This is a genomic window from Streptomyces sp. NPDC051684 (assembly GCF_044453445.1).
GTDB lineage: Bacteria > Actinomycetota > Actinomycetes > Streptomycetales > Streptomycetaceae > Streptomyces.
The window spans coordinates 64,753-83,260 of sequence record NZ_JBITCS010000010.1 but is presented as its reverse complement, the minus strand read 5'-3'; the positions used below and the strand labels follow the sequence as shown (position 1 = coordinate 83,260).

Below are 18,508 nucleotides of genomic sequence, written 5' to 3'. Positions count from 1 at the left end.
AAGTCGGGGCCACCCAGGGTAGTGGAAGCGTCCGGGTCGAGCACGACGACATGGCAGACGCCATTGCCGGCGCATGTCCCGGTCCCCCGGCCGGACATGACGCTGCACCGCCCGGCTGTGCGGCGCAGCGGTCGAATACGGCTCCGTGGCGTTACTCCGTCGCCATCAGCCCGGCGCGGAGCTTGGCCACCACCTTGGAGATCAGCCGGGACACATGCATCTGCGAGCAGCCCAGTTCAACGGCGATGTCCTGCTGGCGGCGCTCCTCGACGAAGCGCAGATGGATCAGGCGCCGGTCCCGCTCGTCCAGGTCCGCGACCAACGGGGCCAGGGAGTGGAAGTTCTCCACGAGCTCGAAGCGGTCCTCCTCCATACCGATGAAGTCGGCGAGCATGGTCTCGGACTCGTCGTCGGCCCCGTTCACCGCCGCGTCCAGGGAGACACTGTTGTAGCCGTTGGACGCCTTCTGCGCCTCGGCCACTTCCGCCACGTCGAGCTGCATCAGCTCCGCCAGCTCAGCCGTCGAGGGCGTGCGGCCCAGCCGGGTGCGCAGCTCGTCGGTCGCCCTGGACAGCTCGATCCGCGCCTCCTGCAGCCGGCGCGGCACGTGCACGGCCCAGGACGTGTCCCGGAAGAACCGCTTGATCTCACCGACGATGTACGGCACGGCGAACGATGTGAACTCGACCTCGCGGGTCAGCTCGAACCGGTCGATCGCCTTGATCAGGCCGATCGTGCCGACCTGGACGATGTCCTCCATCTCCTCGGGCCCGCGGTGCTTGAACCTGGAGGCCGCGTAGCGCACCAGGGTGAGGTTCATCTCGATCAGCACGCTGCGCACGTAGCTGTACTCGTGCGTGCCCTCTTCCAGTTGGGAGAGCCGGTCGAAGAAGTGCCGGCCGATCTCGCGGGCGTCCTTCGGGCGGACGGAGGACGGATCGACCCAGGCGCGCTCGATCAGACTCACGTCGGCTCCGTCGGTCGCGATGCGCGTCTGCTCGTCAACTGCCGTGGTGCTCATACCCGCAAGCCCCTGCCTCTCGTCGTGTGCTCTTCGGTGTCCCGTCCGCATCCGATTGCCCCCGGCTGCCGCGCGTACACATACGTTCGGATGCGCGGTGCGCGGCACGTCGGGTTCAAGCCAGGGCCAGGACGGCGGTGACCGTCTTTCCGTCGGGCTCCGTGTCGATCTGCACACGCCTGCACAGACGCCGGATCACCTTCCAGCCGTACCCGCCCTTGCTGCCCGGCACCGGCGTCCGCTCCTTCGGCGCTTCGGGGCTGTCGTCACTGACCCGCAGATGCAGTTCGTCCCCGATCCGGCGGACGGAGAGGCCGGTCACCGTACCCGCGTACAGCAGGGCGTTGGTGACCAATTCGGTGACCACCAGCAGCGCGTCGTCCCGCAGTCGCTCCGCGTCGTCGGTGGGCAGATCCCGGTACTCCTGCGTCAACACCGAGCGGACCGCCATCCTGGCGTCCGCGCAGCTGATGTCCTCGCACTCCAACGCTGTCGCCGCTTCCCCCGCTTCCACAACGGTCGGCGCCCCGTCGGCCGTGTCGTACATGTGCGGTCACCGCCCTCATCCCATCGGTCCGGGTTCGTATGCCCGACCCTGCGGGCCCCATACGTTTCCGTCGTCCCCATCCAGGCCCAAGATGCCCGAGGTTCTCCAACGGCTGACCTGAGCGGGACCTGTGGGAGGCTCTGCGGATGACTTCCGACAGACAGAGCATCGAGCTCGCCCGTCACCAGCAGGTGGTCATCGTCCCCCTGCGGGGCGACCTGGACTTCTCGGACGGGCCCGAGATCATGCTCGCGCTGGACAGCGCACGCTCCGACGCCGGCACCACCGGCACGCTCCTCGACCTGGCCGGGCTGTCCTTCGCCGACAGCACCCTGCTCAACCTGATCCTGCGCGCCCAGGCCGATTACGAGGCGGCCGCCAGGCCCTTCGTGCTGTGCGGCCCCTACCAGCGCCCCGTCGAGAGGCTCTTCGAGGTCACCGGCGTCGCCGAGGTCCTGGACCTGACCGCCACGCGCGAGAACGGACTGCGGCGCATCCGCGCGCTCCTCGGCGACGACAGCCCCACGCACGGCGAACCGGCCCACTGACCGCGCTTCCCCGCCACGTCGGCGCATCTGGCGCGACTACCTGATCCATGGGCGCGGGCATCGGCCGTGGCGCACCTCTCCCCCTTTTCGACCCCGAATTTTCACAGAGCGGTTTCAGGAGCGCGGCGGCGGCAAATCGGGGTGCATGACTGAAGCTGCCAAGACCGACCAGCCCGTACAGAGCACGGCGACGAAGACCGCAACGTCGAAAACGTCCGCTGCTACCGGAAAGGCCGCATCCACCGCGTCGGCCCGGTCGAAGGAGACCGAGGCCGCCAAGGCAACGGGCCGGGCGGGTGCGCTCGCCGCGCGGGCCAAGGCCGGCGGCGCGCATCTGGCCGCCGTTCCCGCCAAGTCCGCACAAGTGGCCACCGCGGCCTGGGACTTCGTCCGGCATCGCAAGGTGATCGCGGCGGGGACGGCTGCCGGCGCGCTCGCCGTCCTCGTCAGCGCCTACGGCCTCGGCAGGGCCGGCGCCAGGCGCGGGCACGGCCCGATCACCCGCGCGACCGGCGGCCGCTTCTGATCGGCCACGTACCGCACACGCTGCCCGTCCCGACACGCCCCAAGTGCACTGATCCACACGAGCACTTGGGCGGGAGGTTCACATGGACGACTCTTCCGGGCCGACCGACGCCGAGCCGGACGCGAAGCCCAGCACGAATTCCGACTCGAATCGCGACACGCATCCCGGCGCGAAGAAGAAGGCACCCACCAGGAAGACTCGGGACGCCCCGCGGCGCTCCGAGTCACCGGCCCCACAGCGCAGCAGGAAGCTGCGCCCCGCCGAAGCGATCCGCGAGGCACGCGAGCAGCTGGCGGAGCTGACGGGCAAGCCCATCGAGTCGGTGTCCACGTTCAACGCCACCGACGACGGGTGGCGACTTGAGGTCGAGGTCCTGGAGCTCTCCCGGGTCCCCGACACGATGAGCCTGCTCGCGAGCTACGAGGTCACGCTCGACGACGCGGGACTGCTCACCGGCTACCGACGTCTCGGCCGCTACGAGCGCGGTCGCGCCACCAGCCGCAACTCCGGCTGAACCGGCGGTCGTTGCCGGACAGGACGTCGCGGTGACCGAAGGGACCACACCTGGACCACCAGCACAGCTTCACCGCAGCCGGAACGTCCAGGAACCCGAACGCACAGGAATGGGAGGAACGACCATGACCGTTGCCACCACCCAGAGCGGCGGAGGAGGTGGAGGCACCAGTGGTCTCTACGACGTCCTCGAACTGGTCCTGGACCGCGGCCTCGTCATCGACGCCTTCGTCCGCGTGTCCCTCGTCGGTATCGAGATCCTGAAGATCGACGTGCGCGTCGTCGTCGCCAGTGTGGACACGTATCTGCGCTTCGCCGAGGCCTGCAACCGACTCGACCTGGAGACCGGCAGCAAGAAGCCGTCCGGCCTGACGGACATCGTCGGCGACAGCCTCGAGTCCGGCGCCCGCGGCAAGACCAAGGGCGCGCTGTCGGGGGCGGCGGAGACCATATCCGACGCCTTCAGCCAGGCCCGCGAGGAAGGCAGCAGCCAGTCCCGGGCGCGCCGCCGCACGTCGAGCCGTAAGGAGGAGCGCTAGTGAGCACGTACGTCTACGGCATCACGGCCGCCGACCACCCCGGCCTGCCCGAGGGCATGGAGGGCATCGGCCGCCCGGCACTGACCGTCCGCACGGCGACCGGCGGCGGACTCGCCGCCCTGGTCAGCGACGCCCCCGAGAATCTGCGGCCCAAGCGCCGGGATCTGCTGGCCCACCAGAACGTCCTGGCCGAGGCAGGCGGCGGGGGCACCGTGCTGCCCATGCGCTTCGGCAGCGTCGCGACGGACGACGACGCGGTCGCGGCCACGCTCGAGGAGCATGCGGACCACTATCAGGAACGTCTTGCCGCCCTGCGGGACCGGGTCGAGTACAACGTCAAGGTCCAGCACGACGAGGAGGCGGTGCTGCGCACCGTCGTGGCGGACCAGCCCGAGCTGCGCGCTCAGGTGGAGCACAACCGCGCGACCGGCGGCGGCACCCACGAGGACAAGATGCGACTCGGCGAGACCGTCGCCAAGGCCGTGCAGCAGCGCGAGGCCGAGGACGGCGAGCTCGTCCTGGCGCAGCTGGAGCCGCACGCGGACGCGATCAGCCCCGCGCCCGACACCACCGGATGGATCACCAACCTCTCGTTCCTGGTGGACCGTTCCTCGTCCGAGCACCTCCTGGGGGCGATCGAGCAGCTCCGCAAGGCGCATCCCCACCTCGTGTTCCGGGTGAACGGTCCGCTGCCGCCCTACAGCTTCGTGGACCAGGCGCCCGCGGCGACCACCGCGGAGTGAGGCGCCCATGGGACTGCGGAACGAAGTGCTCCTCCTGCCGCTCGCCGGCGGGTGACATCAACGAGGAGACATTCGACCGCACGGAGGACCTTGATGCTGCTCCACCACCGGATGGCCGAGCTGCGTGAGCGCTACGGCCTCACCCCGGAGGCCTCACATCGCCCTCGGCCCGCTGGACCCCCTGCTCCCGCGCTGAGCCCGCCCGCCTCCCGTAGGCGCGGACGGGCTCGGCGCGCCGCCGGTCACTGCGCGCCGGCGCGCGCGGCGTCGACCTCGGTGGAGGCATCGGCCGTGGCGAGGGTGCCGCCGGCGGTCTCCAGGTGGGCCCGCACGAACCACTGGAACTGCTCCAGGTCCCTGAGTTGCCCGATCAACAAGTCCTCGGTGGCCGCGTCGAGGTCTCCGACCTCCTTCACCGCGGCGCGCAGGTCCCCGATCACGCCGGTGTAGACGAGATCGAGTGCGCCGAGATGGGCGATGGCGTCGGCCCGGCCCACGCTGTAGTCCTGCCAGGAACGCTCCGCGACCAGCGCGCCCGGCGTCCCCTGGGCCACCCCGCCGAGGGTGGCCATGCGCTCGGCGATGTCGTCGGCCATGGCCCGGACGCGGTCGACCTGGGGGTCGAGCATCTCGTGCACGGCGATGAAGTGCGGCCCCACGACGTTCCAGTGCACATGCTTCAGCGTCAGGTGCAGGTCGTTCAGCGCGTGCAGACGCTGCTGGAGCAGCGCGATCATGGTCCCGGCGTCCTTGGTGGTGATGCCGGGCACGGTGTACTTCGGGGCAGCCTCAGAGGTCAACGTCGTATCTCCTTGCTCGTACGGATGTGCTCCACCCCCGTACCCCTCCGCCCGTCCGGTATGTAGGCGAAAAGCCGACGAAAAATGTGACGTCGCACCAGGGAAAGAGTGGGCATGTCCTGAGCATTACGGGGAATTGGGTGTCCGACGATCCTCAGGACAACAGAACAGGCGGAGCCTCGTGCTGAATCCCGATCCGAAGGCCATCCGGACGCTTCTGAGCCGATATGCCGACGTGCAGCTGCGTTACTCGGAGCGGCCGACCCTGGAACTCCAGCGACAGCTCGACGATGTCACCTACACGTTGTGCGTGAGCACTGGCACCCGGTGTGTGAGTGATGCTCTATTGGCAGCCGATCGAGTCCTGGAGGCCGCCGCGGCACCACGTTCGGACGACGAACCCCAGGCGGCCTGAACCCCCGGTGCGTGCCCCGGGCGCACCGCGGCGCCGGCGCTGACGGAGGCCGCGACGATCCTGCGGCCGACGTTCTTCTTCATCACTCACCTCCCGGCCGCGTGTGGTGAGTGCGCGCAGCCGCACACCGTCATCCTGCTTCGCCGCGGCCATCCTGGATCATCACGGGAGAAGACAAGAACGGGGAGCGGTCGCAAAGCTCAGGCGGCTTCACTTCGCGTGGTGTTCGGCGCGGCCAGGCGGCGCAGGCAGTCGGCGCCGTGGGTGCGGCCGTCGGCGTGGCCCGCGAGGTCGCAGCAAGGGACGGTGTCGAACACGGCCGGCTGGACCGGGAGCCCGCTCACGGCGCGTTCACGAAGGGCGGCGCGGGCGCGGAGGGTGCGATGGTGCTGATGGTCGCGGTGCGCGCACCAGGCGAAGAACGCGGCGACGTACAGGCATGCGGCCATGAGCCACAGACTGTGGGTGAGGCCGAGGTACACGGCGGAGCCGAGGGCTGCGAGCGCAACGGCGGTGAGGGCGCGGGCGGTACGGAGAGCGGATGTCACGGGGGCCACCTTGGCATCGGCGAGGGCTCCTCAACTTGGCGTCGTACGTGTCGGGTTCGTCGCCGAGGAGGTTCTGGGCGTGGTCAGTTCGCTCAGCGACGACGCAGACGGCCGAGCCACGCGCGAGCCTGCGCCCGCTTGCGGGGGTCCGATGCCGTCCGGCGCGCCGTCGCGATGGTCCGTCGACCCTGCGGGCTGCGGCTGTACTGCTTGATCCGGTCGAGAATGCCGGGCATGACGCCTCCTCGGTGTCGATCGGCGAGGTCCACTTCCTCGCGTTGCCACTTTGGTTACGGCTACCCGGGATGCGATAGAGAACACGAGAGGGGGCATACGGGCGACAACACCACCGCCACACAAGGGAGTTGCCATGTTCGCCGTAGTCGCTGCTGTGCTGTTCTTCTTCGCCTTCCTGATCAACGCCGCCGAGATCTCGACGAATGACGTCTTCTCGTCCGTGAACGTCATGCTGCTCGGACTCACCGCCCTGGCTCTGCACGTGGCGGGGGCCGCCGGCTGGGCGAGCAGCCGGTCGTCCCGTCGACGCTGAGCACAGACCGTACCCGCAGTGGAGGTAGTCGGTGAGCGCAGACGAGACAGTGCGGCCGGACACGTCGCCCGACGGCTCCTTGGAGGAGGCCCACGGGCGCTTCGACGACCTCGGCGCCTTCGACACCCACGTCTACGTGGCCACGGTGCTTCTCTGGTTCGCCCTGTGCTGGTACGTCCTGCCGCTCTGGCTGAAGAAGCGCTCCGCCCGCCGCTCCACCCACCGCCGACGGAACACCGCGCCACAGCGGTGATCACCCGTGTGCCGCCACGGACCGCTTGCACACGCCCTCACGGGGTACCAGTGGTCCATGATCAGCGACGCCACCCCTCCCACCGACGGCTACGTACCGCCCGCCGTCGACGTACCGGCCCTGACCGCACTGCTCGACGGCGAGTACGGCGAGATCCGTGATCTGGTGCGCGCGAATCTGTCGACGCACGCCTCCGTTCTCGAAGAGGCCGAGGAGCTCGGCATCGACGCGTTCCGCGAGCGGGTGCGCGAGCTCGCGGTCGAACTCGCGGCCACCGGCCAGACGGGAATGGGCTTCCCCAAGGAGTACGGCGGGGGCGGTGACGTCGGAGCGTCGATCGCGGCGTTCGAGACACTCGCCTACGGCGACCTGTCACTCCTGGTGAAGGTGGGCGTGCAGTTCGGTCTCTTCGGGGGCGCCATCCTGCACCTGGGCACCGAGCGCCACCACCGGGCCCACCTGCCGGACCTGATCACCGGAAAGCTCATGGGCTGCTTCGCGATGACCGAGACCGGGCACGGCTCCAACGTCCAGGCGCTCGGCACCGTGGCGACGTACGACACGGCCCGCCAGGAGTTCGTGATCACCACGCACGGCGACGCCGCACGCAAGGACTACATCGGCAACGCCGCTCGGCACGCCGAACTCGCCGTTGTCTTCGCCCAGTTGGAGGTCGACGGCAAGAAGGAAGGGGTGCACGCGTTCGTCGTGCCGATCCGGGTCGACGGCCGCCCGGCGCCGGGCGTACGGATCGAGGACGCCGGCCGGAAGATGGGGCTCAACGGTGTCGACAACGGCCGCCTGTGGTTCGACGGCGTGCGGGTGCCGCGCGAAGCGCTCCTCAACCGGTTCGCCGACGTGACACCCGACGGTGTGTACCAGAGTCCGATCGAGAACCCCGGCCGCCGCTTCTTCACCATGCTCGGCACCCTCGTCCAGGGCCGGGTCAGTGTCGGCGGCGGAGCCATCAACGCGGCCAAGGTCGCCCTCACGATCGCCACGAAGTACGCGGTGCGCCGTCGCCAGTTCGAGGCGGCGGCGGACGGCGAGGAGCAACTGCTGCTCGACTACGGGATGCACCAGCGGCGCCTGTTGCCGCTGCTCGCCCGCACGTACGCCCTGCACTTCGCCCAGGACGTGGTGCGCACCCAGTTGCACGAGGTCTTCTCCGGAAACCGGTCGGCGGACCAGGGCGACGACGAGCAGGTACGGCGGGAGCTGGAGTCACGGGCCGCCGGCACGAAGGCGCTGGGCACCTGGCACGCGACGCGGACCATCCAGGAGTGCCGCGAGGCATGCGGCGGCGCGGGGTACCTCGCCGTCAACCGGTTCGCCGCGCTCAAGGCCGACAGCGACGTCTTCACCACGTTCGAGGGCGACAACCACGTCCTGCTGCAGCTCGTGGCCAAGGGGCTCCTCACGAACTACGCGAACGAGTTCGAGGACCTCGACCAGCTCGGCATGGTCCGGTTCGTGACCGGCCAGGCCGTGGAGACCGTCATCGAGAAGACGTCGGTGCACAAACTGCTGGAACGCGTACGCGACCTGCTGCCCGGGGGCGACGAGGGCGACCCCGAGGTCGGCCTGCTCAACTCGGACTACCAACTCGCCATGGTCCGCTTCCGCGAGGAGCACATGCTCGCTTCCCTCGCCCGGCGACTCAAGCGCGGCATGGACGAGCAGCGCGATCCCGGGGCGGTGTTCTCCCACGTCCAGGACCATGTCATCGCCGTGGCCCACGCACACGTGGAACGCCTGATCCTGGAGGCGTTCATCGACAAGCTGCGCACGCTGCCGGACGACGGCGACGAAGGCAGCAACGGCGGCGACGGCAACAAGTCCGCCCTGGGGCTCCTGTGCGACCTGTTCGCGCTGTCCGCGATCGAGTCCGACCGGGCGTGGTTCATGGAGCACGGACGCCTGACCGTCCAACGCTCCAAGGCCATCAGCCGCGAGATCAACAGCCTCTGCCGCAGGGTCCGCCCCCTCGCCGTCGATCTCGTCGACGCGTGGGGCATCCCTCCGGAGATGCTCCGCTCCCCCGACCTGGTGGACTGACCCGCGGGGCCCCGCGCCACGGCCAGGTCCCCGTCGACGCAACCCCCTTGAACCACAGCCGTCGTCCGCCGGAGGGCGGCGGCACTGGATTCCCGCCGACCTCCGGCACGGCCGGCGTCAGGCGGTAAAGGCGCGTTCGGCTTCGTCGCGCCGGGTGTGCAGGTCCCAGTAGAGGGGGGCGACGTCCTCGGCCGGGGCCGCCGGGACACCGGGTGGGCCGTCGGTGCCGATCCAGGCACCGATGGCGACGTGGGCCGCCTGGATGCCGGTGCCGGTGAGCTCCTTGTGCAGACCGAGCACCCAGTTGCGCAGCGCGGCCTGAGCGGCGTTGAGGTTGCCGAGCATCGGGTTGGGGTCGGCCGAGCCGGCGCCGTTCGTGTAGAGCAGGGTGCCCGCGCCGGCCGCGCGCATCGAGGGCAGCACGGCCTGCGTTGCGGCCATTGCCCCGTAGAGCAGGATGTCCATCACCCACTGCACATCGGAGGGGGCGGCCTGGGACGGGGTGGTCAGTGACACGGATTCCAGGCTCCCGGCCGGCGAATACTCCAGGACATCGATACGGCCGAAACGGGTCGCCGCGTCCTTGAGCGCCTGGGTGAGCGCTTCGTGGTCGAGTACGTCCGCGCAGAACCCGGCAGCGCTGATGCCTTCGGCCTCCAGACGGCCGGCCAGGGCGTCGAGCTTGTCGCGGTTGCGGGAGACGAGAGCGACGTCGAAGCCGCGAGAGCCGAAGGTGCGGGCGATGGCCAGGCCCATACCGGGGCCGGCTCCGACGATGGCGATGGTGGGCACGGTGAGTCCTTTGCTGGCAGGTTGGTCGGGACGGAGCGGATGAGGAAAGGGCGGGTGCGGCGGTGCGGTCACCGCTCGTCGCCGGGGAAGTGGTTGTCGTGGGCTTCGTGGAGCCGGTTCAGGTCGCGCTCGTCCGTGGTGGCGAGGGCGGCGAAGTACTCCTCGCGCGGCACGCCCGGTGAGAGCGCCATCAGGAGGGTCGCGCCTTCGGCGCGCTCCTTGCGCAGGGCGTGCACGTCACCCGCCGCGGCGTGCGCGGTGTCTCCGGGCCGGAGTGTTCGCCAGTCCCGCCCGTCGAAGTAGTCGACTTCGCCCTCTTCGACGATGAAGGTCTCGCTGAAGGTCGTGTGGAAGTGCGGGGCAGGCCCGGTGCTGGAGGGCGCCATGCGCCACCGATAGAGGCTCAGGTTCCCGCTGGCCTGATCGGGGTTGGCGAGGACCTCGATGGTCGATCCGGCGGCGCCCAGCCGGATCGTTCGGATCTGTTGGGGTTGCTCTTGCTCGGGGTACGGGCGGATCGATTGCCTGTCGGTCATGGCCCGAGTCTGGGAGCTCGGCCGGATCGCTCGCGCTCGATTCGGCGGTGGCCTAACAATGGAGAAGTGATCCGTTATCGACTGGGGGCCGGTGCCGCGGGTGTGCGGTGGGCGATGTCGCCGATCCACGAAGTCGTCAGCCTGGCCCAGCTGTTGACCGAGCCGCAGCGGCACCCGTTGTTCCACTCCTGGCTGCGCCGTCGACGCCCGCGGCTCTCGCTTGCTGACCTGCGGGCGCTCACCGTCTTCATGGCCGACGGCGCCTACCGGCCCGACTTCCTCGACCCGTCGCCGATGTCCAGTGAGCCGACGTTCGCGGAGGGCATGGACGCCCTCCGCGCGGCGCCGGCGGACCAGACGTACGCCGAACTGGTCGACGCCACGACCGGGCGGGGAGCAGACATACGCCGCCGGCTGCTCGAGAACCCGGACCGGGCCAAATCCGAGGCCGCCGACGCGCTGCGGCGCCTGTGGAAGACAGTGGTGGAACCGGAGTGGCCCTCGATGCGGCAGGCGTTGCGGGCCGAGATGCTGGATCGGGCCCTCCAGGTCAACCGGGAGGGGCTGCGTGCGGTCCTGCCGCGCCTGCACCCGTCCGCCGCGTGCGAGGGCGACACCGTCACCGTGGACAAGAGCGTCGACATCGACGTTGACTGCCCCGAGGGGCTCATTCTCGTTCCGTCGCTGTTCATCACCGACCGGATCCAGTGCACCACCTCCAGCCACTGGACGCCGGCGATCTACTATCCGGCATCCGGGCGCTACCTGTGGTCCACGCCGTCCACTCCCAGGTCGCTGGACCGCCTCCTGGGCCCGACCCGCGCGCGGATCCTGGCCGCGCTGACCACGCCGCTGCAGACCACCGTGGTGGCCAGGCTGGTGAACGTCACTCCGCCGACGGCCAGCGAACACCTGGCCATCCTCCGCGATGCCGGGCTGATCGACAGCAGTCGGTCCGGCCGTACCGCCACGCACGAGCTCACCAAAGCCGGGCGGTCTCTCCTGGACGCCGCCTCGCCGCAGTCATGATCTTTCCGTCTGGAGCGTGAGGAGACCAGTGTGCCTCGCCTGTCCGACCAGAGCGCGAAGCTGCTCGCGGGTGACGCATATCCCTTGCCGCAGCCCCTGCTTGCCCAGTTCGCGGGCGGCGACAGCGGCAAGCCGCGCGGCGCGATCCGCCTCAGGATCGAGGAACCGTCGGAGCGCTGTCGAGAACGGCTCAGCCGATCGGCCCGACCCCCGTAGCCGCGACGGAGAGTTCCCACAGCCGTGCGGCCGAAGCGCGGTCGACGGCGTAGGAGCGGACCCAGCCGTCGGCCATCGGGCCGTCCTCGTCGGTGACCCGCGCCACTTCACAGTCCTCCAGGTAGAGCCCGCCGCGTCCGGCCAGGAGCGGGGAGGTCGCCGCCCACAGGCCGGTGGCGGCGCCCTGCGACGGGCTCTTGAAGCCCTCGCCGATCACGGTGCCGTGCTGGTCCACCCAGCCCAGCTCGACCTGCTCACGGCGCGTCAGCTCCCGCTGAAGGCCGGTGATGATGCTGCCAGGGTGGAGGGCGAACGCCTGCACGCCGTCACCGCGGCCGAGGGCGTCCAGGTGGACGGCGAACAGGACGTTGGCTGTCTTGGCCTGGCCGTACGCCTGCCAGCGGTCGTAACCGGTACGGAAGTGCGGGTCGTGCCAACGGAAGTCGCTGATGCCGTGGCCGCCGGAGCTGTAGACGATGACGCGGGCGCCCTGCGCATCGCGCAGGAGCGGGTACAGCTCGCCCACCAAGGCGAAGTGCCCGAAGTGATTGGCGGCCAGCTGGTACTCCCAGCCGGGCCCGACGCGCCGCTGCGGCGTGGCCATCACCCCGGCGACAGCCATGAGGAGATCGAGCCGGTCGACGGACCCTCGGATGCGCTCGGCTGCGGCACGGACGCTGCCGAGGTCGGTGAGGTCCATGGGAACGATCTCGCAGAGGTCGCCACCGAGCCCGGCGAGCGCCTGCCGGGCTGATTCAGGCCGCCGCGCCGGGACGACAACGCGGGCTCCGGCGGCCACCAGGGCCCGTGTGGTCTCCAGACCGAGGCCGGAGGAGCCGCCCGTGACCACGGCGGTCCGGCCGGAGAGATCGACCCCGGCCATGACGTCCGCCGCGGTGGAAGCCGCGGCGAAGGGGGAGTTGATCGGGTGCTGCGCGGTAGCGGTTTGAGTGCTCATGTCGAGAACGCTATGAGCTAGAGGAAGGTCTAGATCAAGCCCTAGAGTGACCCGCATGGCGACGCCCGAACCCCTCCCGGAATCGCTCGGCATCGGCGAGGTCGCCGACCGCACCGGCCTGAGCGTCCACGCCCTGCGCTTCTACGAGCGCGAGAGCCTGCTGGTCGGTCCGGTCCACCGCACTACGGGCGGCCGCCGACGCTACAGCCCCGCCGACGTCGACTGGTTGGGGATCTGCACACGGCTGCGGGAGTCCGGGATGCCCCTCGCCGAACTGAAGCGCTTTGCCGCACTGGTCCGGCAGGGCCCGGGCAATGAGTCAGAGCGGCTCCAGCTCCTCGACGCCCACCAACACCGCGTGGAGGACCAGATCCGCGCCCTGGAGGAATGCCGCTCCATCATCGCCCGGAAGGTCGGCGTCTACGCCGAGCACGTCGCGCGTGGCACGGCAGCCGGACTGTGGGACCCGACGGCGACCGGGGCATGAGAACGGCCGGCACCATGTGCATCGCCCCAGTCGGCATTTCCTGCCAGGGCAGTTGTGCCTGAGTCCGGCCCGCGGTGACCTCACACTCCTCAGCGTCTTCACTGGCTGCTGGAATCCGTTGTTGTTCCCGGGGTGGGTGGGGACCTCCTGCCCGTCTCTCGATCGGTGAGTTTGCGGGCGATACCTTCGATGGCCGCCAGTTCCTCGGACGTGAGGCGGTCGACGAAGTGCCGCCGTACCGAGGACAGATGTGAAGGCGCGGCGTCGCGGAGCGTGGACCAGCCGGTTGAGGTCAGGGTCAGGAGGCAGCCGCGACCGTCGGCGGGGTCCGGGGCGCGCCGAATGAGTTCGCGCGCTTCCATGCGGGTGGCGTGTCGGGACAAACGACTGCGCGACCAGCCCATCTTCGTGGCCTGCTCGTGGAGTGTGCTGGTGCCGTCGGGGCGCTCGGACAGGGTGCTGAGTACCTCGTAGTCCGGTTCGGACAGGCCGACTGCGGCCAGGTCGCGAGCTGTTGCCGCCTGCACGGCGGCGACCATCCGGACATAGGCGCGCCATGCGCGTTCCTCGTCGGGGGTGAGCCAGCGGGCACGGGGACCATTCACCTCATTCGTTGACACGTAACCAACCTAGCTTCTAATTTCGTTTCCATGGCAACGAAATTACGTGTCCTCGTCCTGGTCTGCAGTACGCGGCCCAACGCGCTCGGCCCGTCGATCGGCCGCTGGCTGACCGACACGCTGACCCGGTCCGCGGGGCTGCTCGACGCCGATCTCGAACTCCGGGCGATCGGCGACCTGGATCTTCCGTTCCTGGACGAGGAGGAGCACCCGTCGACGGCCCTCCCCCAGCACGACCACACCCGGCGCTGGAGCCGGATCGTGAACAAGGCGGACGGGTTCGTCTTCGTGACTCCGGAGTACAACCACGGGATGCCGGCCACGCTGAAGAACGCGCTCGACTACCTCGGCCCCGAGTGGGCGTGGAAGCCTGTCGGCTTCGTCAGCTACGGCCACACCTCGTCCGGCACGCGTGCGGTCCAGCACGCCAAGCAGGTGGTCACGGCGCTGCGGTTGGTGCCGCTGGGCGCGACTGTGGCCCTGAAGGTCGCGGATGCGTTCCAGGACAGCTGTCCCACCCGCGACGCGCGCCATGCCGCTGCCGCCCAGGATCTGTTGGCAGAGCTGGTCCGGGTGGCGCGTGCCCTCACTCCGATGCGTGAGCGCGAGTTCGCGGCATCCTCCCCGGGTCCGGTGACCGGCTCCTACACACGCCGGCTCGGCCCGGACGATGCCGCCGAAGTGACGGTGCTTCAGCGGTGTTGCTGGATGGACGAGGCCATCGACAACAACACGCTGTCGATCCCGGCTCTGCACGAGTCGCCGGCCGAGGTCCGGGACTGGCTGGGCACCTGGCACGCCACGGGCCTGTGGCGCGACGGACGGCTGCTGGGCATGGTCCGCACACGCAAGTCCGGGACCGACCTGCACGTCGGCCGCCTCGGTGTCGCTCCTGACCTGCGTGGGGCCGGGACCGGGCGCTGGCTGCTACGCCAGGCCGAGGCGGCGGGAGCCGACTGCGAACGCATCGTCCTGTCCACCGGCGCCGCAAGCCACCGCAACCTGTCTCTCTACCGCCGCCAGGGATACGTACCCCTGCCCGATGCCGACGACGGCGCTGTAGTGCGCCTCGCCAAGAGCACCGAGGGTGCGGGCTGAGCCACGAGCCCGACGAGTACCGGCATCGTCCCGCACTCCTCGCGAGGTATCGAAGCCCTGCAAAGTCACGTGCCGCCGGATGCCGTGGCCGCGAACAGGACTTCCCTGCGCGGTCATTGGGCGTGCCGGAGCCGCGGCGCAGGGCTCAGCATCCGGTGCGGCAGATACGCCAGGACACTTCCGAGGACGCCGCCGAGCGTATTGAACAAGACGTCGTCAATGTCGACGGTGCGGCCGGCGTCCATCCCGTACTGCGCCGCCTCGATGAGAACGCTCAGAACCAGACACGTCGCGGCCGCACGGCCCAGGCGGGGCCCACGGGTTCCCAGGACGAGGAAGAGGCCGAGGGGACGAACATCAAGGCGTTCGCCAGCTGCAGCCGCAGGATCATGTCGACTTCCATGTCACTCATCCCCAGCGTGCTCACGTGGTCGCCCCACAGTCCCTCACCCGGCAGCACAGTATCCGAGGAGGGTGAGCACGGCCGGGAGCCGAAAGCGGGGGCCGAGCACGCCTTCCAGGTGCGGGTGGAACCGGGTGAGCAGTGTTTCGACTCACCCACGGCAATCCGCGAGGCCGGGCCCGGACCTTTTCACCGCGCTCGACGAGCAGATCGTCATCGTCTCGGGCACCGACGCGGCGGCAGCGATCGTGCCCGATCTCGCCAAGGGCATTGAGGAGTTACTCCACGTCGCCCCCTCCCCGGGCGGGCTCCCCGGCACCCCGAAGAGACCGGTCCTCGATCCGCGCCGAGAGCCCGTCCCGCCGAGACAGGAAGCACGAAGCACGAAGCGCCTCGAACGAGGCTTCATCCTGCCCGCGTTCGCTGGAGCGCCCCGTCAAGTCCGCTACCGGAACGGCACGTTACGACTCCAGCGGCCCGCATGCAACGCGAGGTGACAGCCCCTCAGGCCGTACGCAAATTGCCCGCAAAGTCCGATCACGCAGCTGCCCCTCACGGCACATCCGTGTAATGGTCATCCAAGTCACCTCTCGCTCCCCACGTCACCGTGGCCGCGGGCCGGAGCCGGTCAGGCACCCGCACGCGGCCGAGCAACCGAAAGACCTGCTGTCCGCCCGGGGGAACCACGTCCGGACCGTCGTGCCAGAAAGGTGTCTCATACATGCCCGAGATCACACGCCGTCGACTGCTCGGATCCCTGGCGGGCACCGCCGCCGGTGCGCTCATCGCCTCGAATCTGCCGCCCAATCTGCAAGCGGCGGCAGCCGCGACGGCCAGACCCGGCTCCCTGCGCGACATCGAGCACGTGGTCGTCCTGACGCTGGAGAACCGCTCGTTCGATCACTACTTCGGCTCGCTGGCCGGGGTCCGCGGATTCGACGACCCGGACGCGCTGCGGCTCCCGGACGGCAAGTCCGTGTTCCATCAACCGGATCCGAAGAACCCGGATGGTTACCTGCTGCCCTGGCACCTGGACACGCACCGTACGAGCGCCCAGGCCATCCCCTCCACCAGCCACGCCTGGTCCGTGCAGCACGAGGCCTGGAACAACGGCAAGATGGACAACTGGCTGCCCGCTCACCGGCGAGCCGACGGAGACGCGGTCGGGCCGTACACCATGGGCTACTACGAATGGCAGGACATCCCCTTCGACTACGCGCTGGCCCACGCGTTCACCTTGTGCGACGGCTACTTCTGCTCCCTCATGGGCCCCACCTGGCCCAACCGCCTCTACCTGATGTCCGGCACGATCGACCCGGACGGCGCGGCGGGCGGCCCGGTCATCAGCAACGTCGTACCGCAGCCGTACCGCTGGAAGTCCTATCCCGAGCAGCTGGAGGAGGCGGGGGTGAGCTGGCGCGTCTACCAGGACGAGGACGACTACGGCTGCAACCCGCTGGAGTTCTTCCAGACGTTCCAGGACGCCAGACCCGGCTCGCCGCTGCACACGCGGGGCATGCGGATCGGCCCGGCGGATCAGTTCGAGTACGACGTCAAACGCGGCCGGCTGCCCGCCGTCTCGTGGATCGTCCCGACGTCGGAACAGTCCTCCCACCCGGCGTATCTCCCGGCCGCCGCGGCCGACTTCGTGGCCCGCAAGCTCGAGGCCGTCGCGTCCGACCCGAACCTGTTCTCCAAGACCGTCTTCATCATCAACTACGACGAGAACGACGGGCTGTTCGACCATGTGCCGCCGCCCACGCCGCCGGCCGGCACCCCGCACGAGTTCGTGGGCGGCCTGCCCATCGGCGGCGGGTTCCGGGTGCCCTGCACGATCGTGTCGCCGTGGACGCGCGGCGGACACGTGGCGAGCGAGGCGTTCGACCACACGTCCGTCCTGCAGTTCCTGGAGCAGGTCACCGGCGTGCGCGCGGCCAACATCACGGACTGGCGGCGCGAGACGTTCGGCGACCTGACGTCCGCGCTCGGCATGAAGGTGAACAAGCGGTTCCCGCCCATGCCGCCCACGCTGCCGTCGTTCTGGCTGGCGGAGTACGAGGCCGGGAACCTGCCCGCACCGACGCTTCCCGGCACGGACCAGACGCCGCCGCACCAGCAGCAGTCACCGTCCCCCATGCCGTCCCAGAAGAACCCGGGCCGGCGCCGGGGCGGCGCCCTACGTGACTCGCCCAGCCGCCTGGACGAGGTGCGCACCAGTGCCCGCGACGACTATCCCGACCACGGCAAGGGCACCAACTTCCCCGGCATCATGGATGCGGTGTCCAGCCAGAGCCACCTGGACGCCGCGGCGGACACGACCACGCCCGCCGTGTATGTCGCGTCGCTCGGCGGCGGGCTCGCGATCCTCGACCGGTCGTCCGGCACTCTGATCGCCGCGGTCAAGGGGTTCACCAACGCGTACGGCATCACGGCCGCCGCGGGCAAGGTGTACGTGACGAACTCCGGCACGAACACGGTCGCGGTGGTCGACCGGTCCACCAACAAGGTCGCGAAGAAGATCACCGTGGGCGTGTACCCGCACGGCGCCGCCGCCTCGCCGGACAGCACCCGCGTCTACGTGGCCGACACCGGCCCGGACACCGGCTCGGGCGGCTCGCGGGACATCTCGGTGATCGACGTCGCGACCGACACGGTGACCGCCACGTACCAGGCCGGTGAGGCCCCGTACACGATCGCGGTGTCCCCCGACAGCGCCCGGCTGTACGTTCCCTGCAGCAACGGCCTGTACGTACTGAACGCGGCGGACGGCCGTCGGCTGACCGTCCTGAGGGAGCTGTCCCGCGCCCGAGGCGCCACGCTGAGCCCGGACGGCAAGTCCTGCTACGTCACTCTGCCGATGGACGACCGTGTGGCCGTGGTGGACACCGCCACCGGCAGGGTCACCAAGCGCATCACCACCGGCCGCGCCCCGTGGAACGTGGCCTTCACCGGCGACGGCTCGCGCGCGTACGTCACCAATGCCAACGACGACAGCCTGTCCATCATCGACACGTCCCGCCTCGCCGTGACCGGCACCCTGACGGTCGGCCACATACCCACCGGCATCATCGGCGACGGCACCGACATATGGGTCGCCAACAACACGTCCAGCACGATCATCCGCGTGGACACGACGACCAACACGGTCTCGGCAACCACCCCCCTGGGCTTGAGCAACGAGCCCACTTCCCTGGTGATCGCCTAGCGATCACCCGTCCCCGAGGGCGTACCTAGGGCTTGTCGTTTGGATCAGGCCGGGCTCGCGGGGGCGGTGCCAAAAGCCACGCCCTAGCCCCCCCCGGCGGGGA

The 18,508-nt window shown here is 69.7% G+C and carries 24 protein-coding genes and 1 pseudogene; 14 read left to right on the top strand and 11 right to left on the bottom strand.

The genetic code is table 11. From position 1 onward, the window contains the following. Positions 1–151: 151 nt before the first annotated feature. Positions 152–1,021, bottom strand: coding sequence for a SigB/SigF/SigG family RNA polymerase sigma factor (locus tag ACIA8D_RS14635; protein ID WP_399231997.1), 870 nt, complete (start codon positions 1,019–1,021; stop codon positions 152–154). A gap of 115 nt (positions 1,022–1,136) precedes the next feature. After that, positions 1,137–1,568: an ATP-binding protein gene (locus ACIA8D_RS14630; protein WP_399231995.1), complete on the bottom strand. Its 432-nt coding sequence runs from the start codon at positions 1,566–1,568 to the stop codon at positions 1,137–1,139. 146 nt (positions 1,569–1,714) lie between these two features. Between ACIA8D_RS14630 and ACIA8D_RS14625 the strand changes: the two genes are divergently transcribed. The 5 genes from ACIA8D_RS14625 to ACIA8D_RS14605 all read left to right on the top strand — a co-directional run bounded on the left by ACIA8D_RS14625 (position 1,715) and on the right by ACIA8D_RS14605 (position 4,437). Beyond that, positions 1,715–2,116, top strand: a complete 402-nt coding sequence (locus ACIA8D_RS14625; RefSeq protein WP_399231994.1) for an STAS domain-containing protein — start codon at positions 1,715–1,717, stop codon at positions 2,114–2,116. A 145-nt stretch (positions 2,117–2,261) separates the two neighbouring features. Continuing rightward, the gene (locus ACIA8D_RS14620; RefSeq protein WP_399231992.1) at positions 2,262–2,642 is read left to right on the top strand and encodes a hypothetical protein; all 381 of its coding nucleotides are present in this window, start codon (positions 2,262–2,264) and stop codon (positions 2,640–2,642) included. A gap of 82 nt (positions 2,643–2,724) precedes the next feature. Then, positions 2,725–3,156 (top strand): gas vesicle protein, encoded by a 432-nt coding sequence (locus tag ACIA8D_RS14615; RefSeq protein WP_399231990.1) that lies wholly within the window; start codon positions 2,725–2,727, stop codon positions 3,154–3,156. 124 nt (positions 3,157–3,280) lie between these two features. Next, entirely contained in the window at positions 3,281–3,694 is a 414-nt protein-coding gene (locus ACIA8D_RS14610; protein WP_399231989.1) for a gas vesicle structural protein GvpA, read from the top strand. Next, positions 3,694–4,437, top strand: a complete 744-nt coding sequence (locus ACIA8D_RS14605) for a GvpL/GvpF family gas vesicle protein (protein ID WP_399231988.1) — start codon at positions 3,694–3,696, stop codon at positions 4,435–4,437. The genes ACIA8D_RS14610 and ACIA8D_RS14605 overlap by 1 nt, the downstream gene beginning before the upstream one ends. A gap of 242 nt (positions 4,438–4,679) precedes the next feature. Here the strand turns inward: ACIA8D_RS14605 and ACIA8D_RS14600 are convergent, their stop codons facing one another. Then, positions 4,680–5,237, bottom strand: a complete 558-nt coding sequence (locus tag ACIA8D_RS14600; protein WP_399231986.1) for a Dps family protein — start codon at positions 5,235–5,237, stop codon at positions 4,680–4,682. A gap of 181 nt (positions 5,238–5,418) precedes the next feature. Between ACIA8D_RS14600 and ACIA8D_RS14595 the strand changes: the two genes are divergently transcribed. Continuing rightward, complete coding sequence (locus ACIA8D_RS14595; protein WP_399231984.1) at positions 5,419–5,652, top strand: DUF5133 domain-containing protein; 234 nt, start codon at positions 5,419–5,421, stop codon at positions 5,650–5,652. 200 nt (positions 5,653–5,852) lie between these two features. On the opposite strand, the gene ACIA8D_RS14590 is transcribed toward ACIA8D_RS14595, so the two are convergent. After that, positions 5,853–6,200 (bottom strand): hypothetical protein, encoded by a 348-nt coding sequence (locus ACIA8D_RS14590; protein ID WP_399231983.1) that lies wholly within the window; start codon positions 6,198–6,200, stop codon positions 5,853–5,855. Between the two features lie 92 nt (positions 6,201–6,292). Beyond that, positions 6,293–6,436, bottom strand: coding sequence for a hypothetical protein (locus tag ACIA8D_RS14585; protein WP_399231981.1), 144 nt, complete (start codon positions 6,434–6,436; stop codon positions 6,293–6,295). A 134-nt stretch (positions 6,437–6,570) separates the two neighbouring features. Between ACIA8D_RS14585 and ACIA8D_RS14580 the strand changes: the two genes are divergently transcribed. Genes ACIA8D_RS14580 through ACIA8D_RS14570 form a run of 3 tightly spaced genes read left to right on the top strand, consistent with a single transcriptional unit; the run spans position 6,571 to position 9,061 of the window. Then, on the top strand, positions 6,571–6,750 hold the full coding sequence (locus ACIA8D_RS14580) for a hypothetical protein (RefSeq protein WP_399231980.1): 180 nt from the start codon (positions 6,571–6,573) through the stop codon (positions 6,748–6,750). A gap of 31 nt (positions 6,751–6,781) precedes the next feature. Then, positions 6,782–7,003, top strand: coding sequence for a hypothetical protein (locus ACIA8D_RS14575; RefSeq protein WP_399231979.1), 222 nt, complete (start codon positions 6,782–6,784; stop codon positions 7,001–7,003). Between the two features lie 57 nt (positions 7,004–7,060). Beyond that, positions 7,061–9,061 (top strand): acyl-CoA dehydrogenase, encoded by a 2,001-nt coding sequence (locus tag ACIA8D_RS14570; protein WP_399231977.1) that lies wholly within the window; start codon positions 7,061–7,063, stop codon positions 9,059–9,061. A 117-nt stretch (positions 9,062–9,178) separates the two neighbouring features. On the opposite strand, the gene ACIA8D_RS14565 is transcribed toward ACIA8D_RS14570, so the two are convergent. Then, entirely contained in the window at positions 9,179–9,853 is a 675-nt protein-coding gene (locus tag ACIA8D_RS14565) for an SDR family NAD(P)-dependent oxidoreductase (RefSeq protein WP_399231976.1), read from the bottom strand. Positions 9,854–9,921: 68 nt separating this feature from the next. Beyond that, positions 9,922–10,389, bottom strand: a complete 468-nt coding sequence (locus ACIA8D_RS14560; protein ID WP_399231974.1) for a cupin domain-containing protein — start codon at positions 10,387–10,389, stop codon at positions 9,922–9,924. Between the two features lie 66 nt (positions 10,390–10,455). Here ACIA8D_RS14560 and ACIA8D_RS14555 point away from each other — a divergent pair, with 66 nt between their 5' ends. Beyond that, complete coding sequence (locus ACIA8D_RS14555) at positions 10,456–11,418, top strand: DUF5937 family protein (RefSeq protein WP_399231972.1); 963 nt, start codon at positions 10,456–10,458, stop codon at positions 11,416–11,418. 190 nt (positions 11,419–11,608) lie between these two features. Here ACIA8D_RS14555 and ACIA8D_RS14550 read toward each other — a convergent pair whose 3' ends face one another. After that, complete coding sequence (locus ACIA8D_RS14550) at positions 11,609–12,592, bottom strand: SDR family NAD(P)-dependent oxidoreductase (protein WP_399231970.1); 984 nt, start codon at positions 12,590–12,592, stop codon at positions 11,609–11,611. Between the two features lie 55 nt (positions 12,593–12,647). Between ACIA8D_RS14550 and ACIA8D_RS14545 the strand changes: the two genes are divergently transcribed. Beyond that, positions 12,648–13,079, top strand: coding sequence for a MerR family transcriptional regulator (locus ACIA8D_RS14545; protein ID WP_399231969.1), 432 nt, complete (start codon positions 12,648–12,650; stop codon positions 13,077–13,079). Between the two features lie 98 nt (positions 13,080–13,177). Here ACIA8D_RS14545 and ACIA8D_RS14540 read toward each other — a convergent pair whose 3' ends face one another. Continuing rightward, a complete protein-coding gene (locus ACIA8D_RS14540; protein ID WP_399232221.1) occupies positions 13,178–13,618 on the bottom strand; it encodes a MarR family winged helix-turn-helix transcriptional regulator in 441 nt (146 codons plus the stop codon). Between the two features lie 111 nt (positions 13,619–13,729). Between ACIA8D_RS14540 and ACIA8D_RS14535 the strand changes: the two genes are divergently transcribed. Continuing rightward, positions 13,730–14,797: a GNAT family N-acetyltransferase gene (locus ACIA8D_RS14535; RefSeq protein ID WP_399231967.1), complete on the top strand. Its 1,068-nt coding sequence runs from the start codon at positions 13,730–13,732 to the stop codon at positions 14,795–14,797. 113 nt (positions 14,798–14,910) lie between these two features. Here ACIA8D_RS14535 and ACIA8D_RS14530 read toward each other — a convergent pair whose 3' ends face one another. After that, entirely contained in the window at positions 14,911–15,105 is a 195-nt protein-coding gene (locus ACIA8D_RS14530; RefSeq protein ID WP_399232219.1) for a VanZ family protein, read from the bottom strand. Then, positions 15,072–15,209: a hypothetical protein gene (locus tag ACIA8D_RS14525; RefSeq protein ID WP_399231965.1), complete on the bottom strand. Its 138-nt coding sequence runs from the start codon at positions 15,207–15,209 to the stop codon at positions 15,072–15,074. The genes ACIA8D_RS14530 and ACIA8D_RS14525 overlap by 34 nt, the downstream gene beginning before the upstream one ends. Positions 15,210–15,921: 712 nt before the next feature. On the opposite strand from ACIA8D_RS14525, the pseudogene ACIA8D_RS14520 reads away from it, so the two are divergent. Next, positions 15,922–17,334 (top strand): annotated as a pseudogene (locus ACIA8D_RS14520) (alkaline phosphatase family protein); the annotation flags it as partial. Next, positions 17,335–18,405: a hypothetical protein gene (locus ACIA8D_RS14515; RefSeq protein WP_399232217.1), complete on the top strand. Its 1,071-nt coding sequence runs from the start codon at positions 17,335–17,337 to the stop codon at positions 18,403–18,405. The last annotated feature ends 103 nt before the right edge of the window (positions 18,406–18,508 follow it).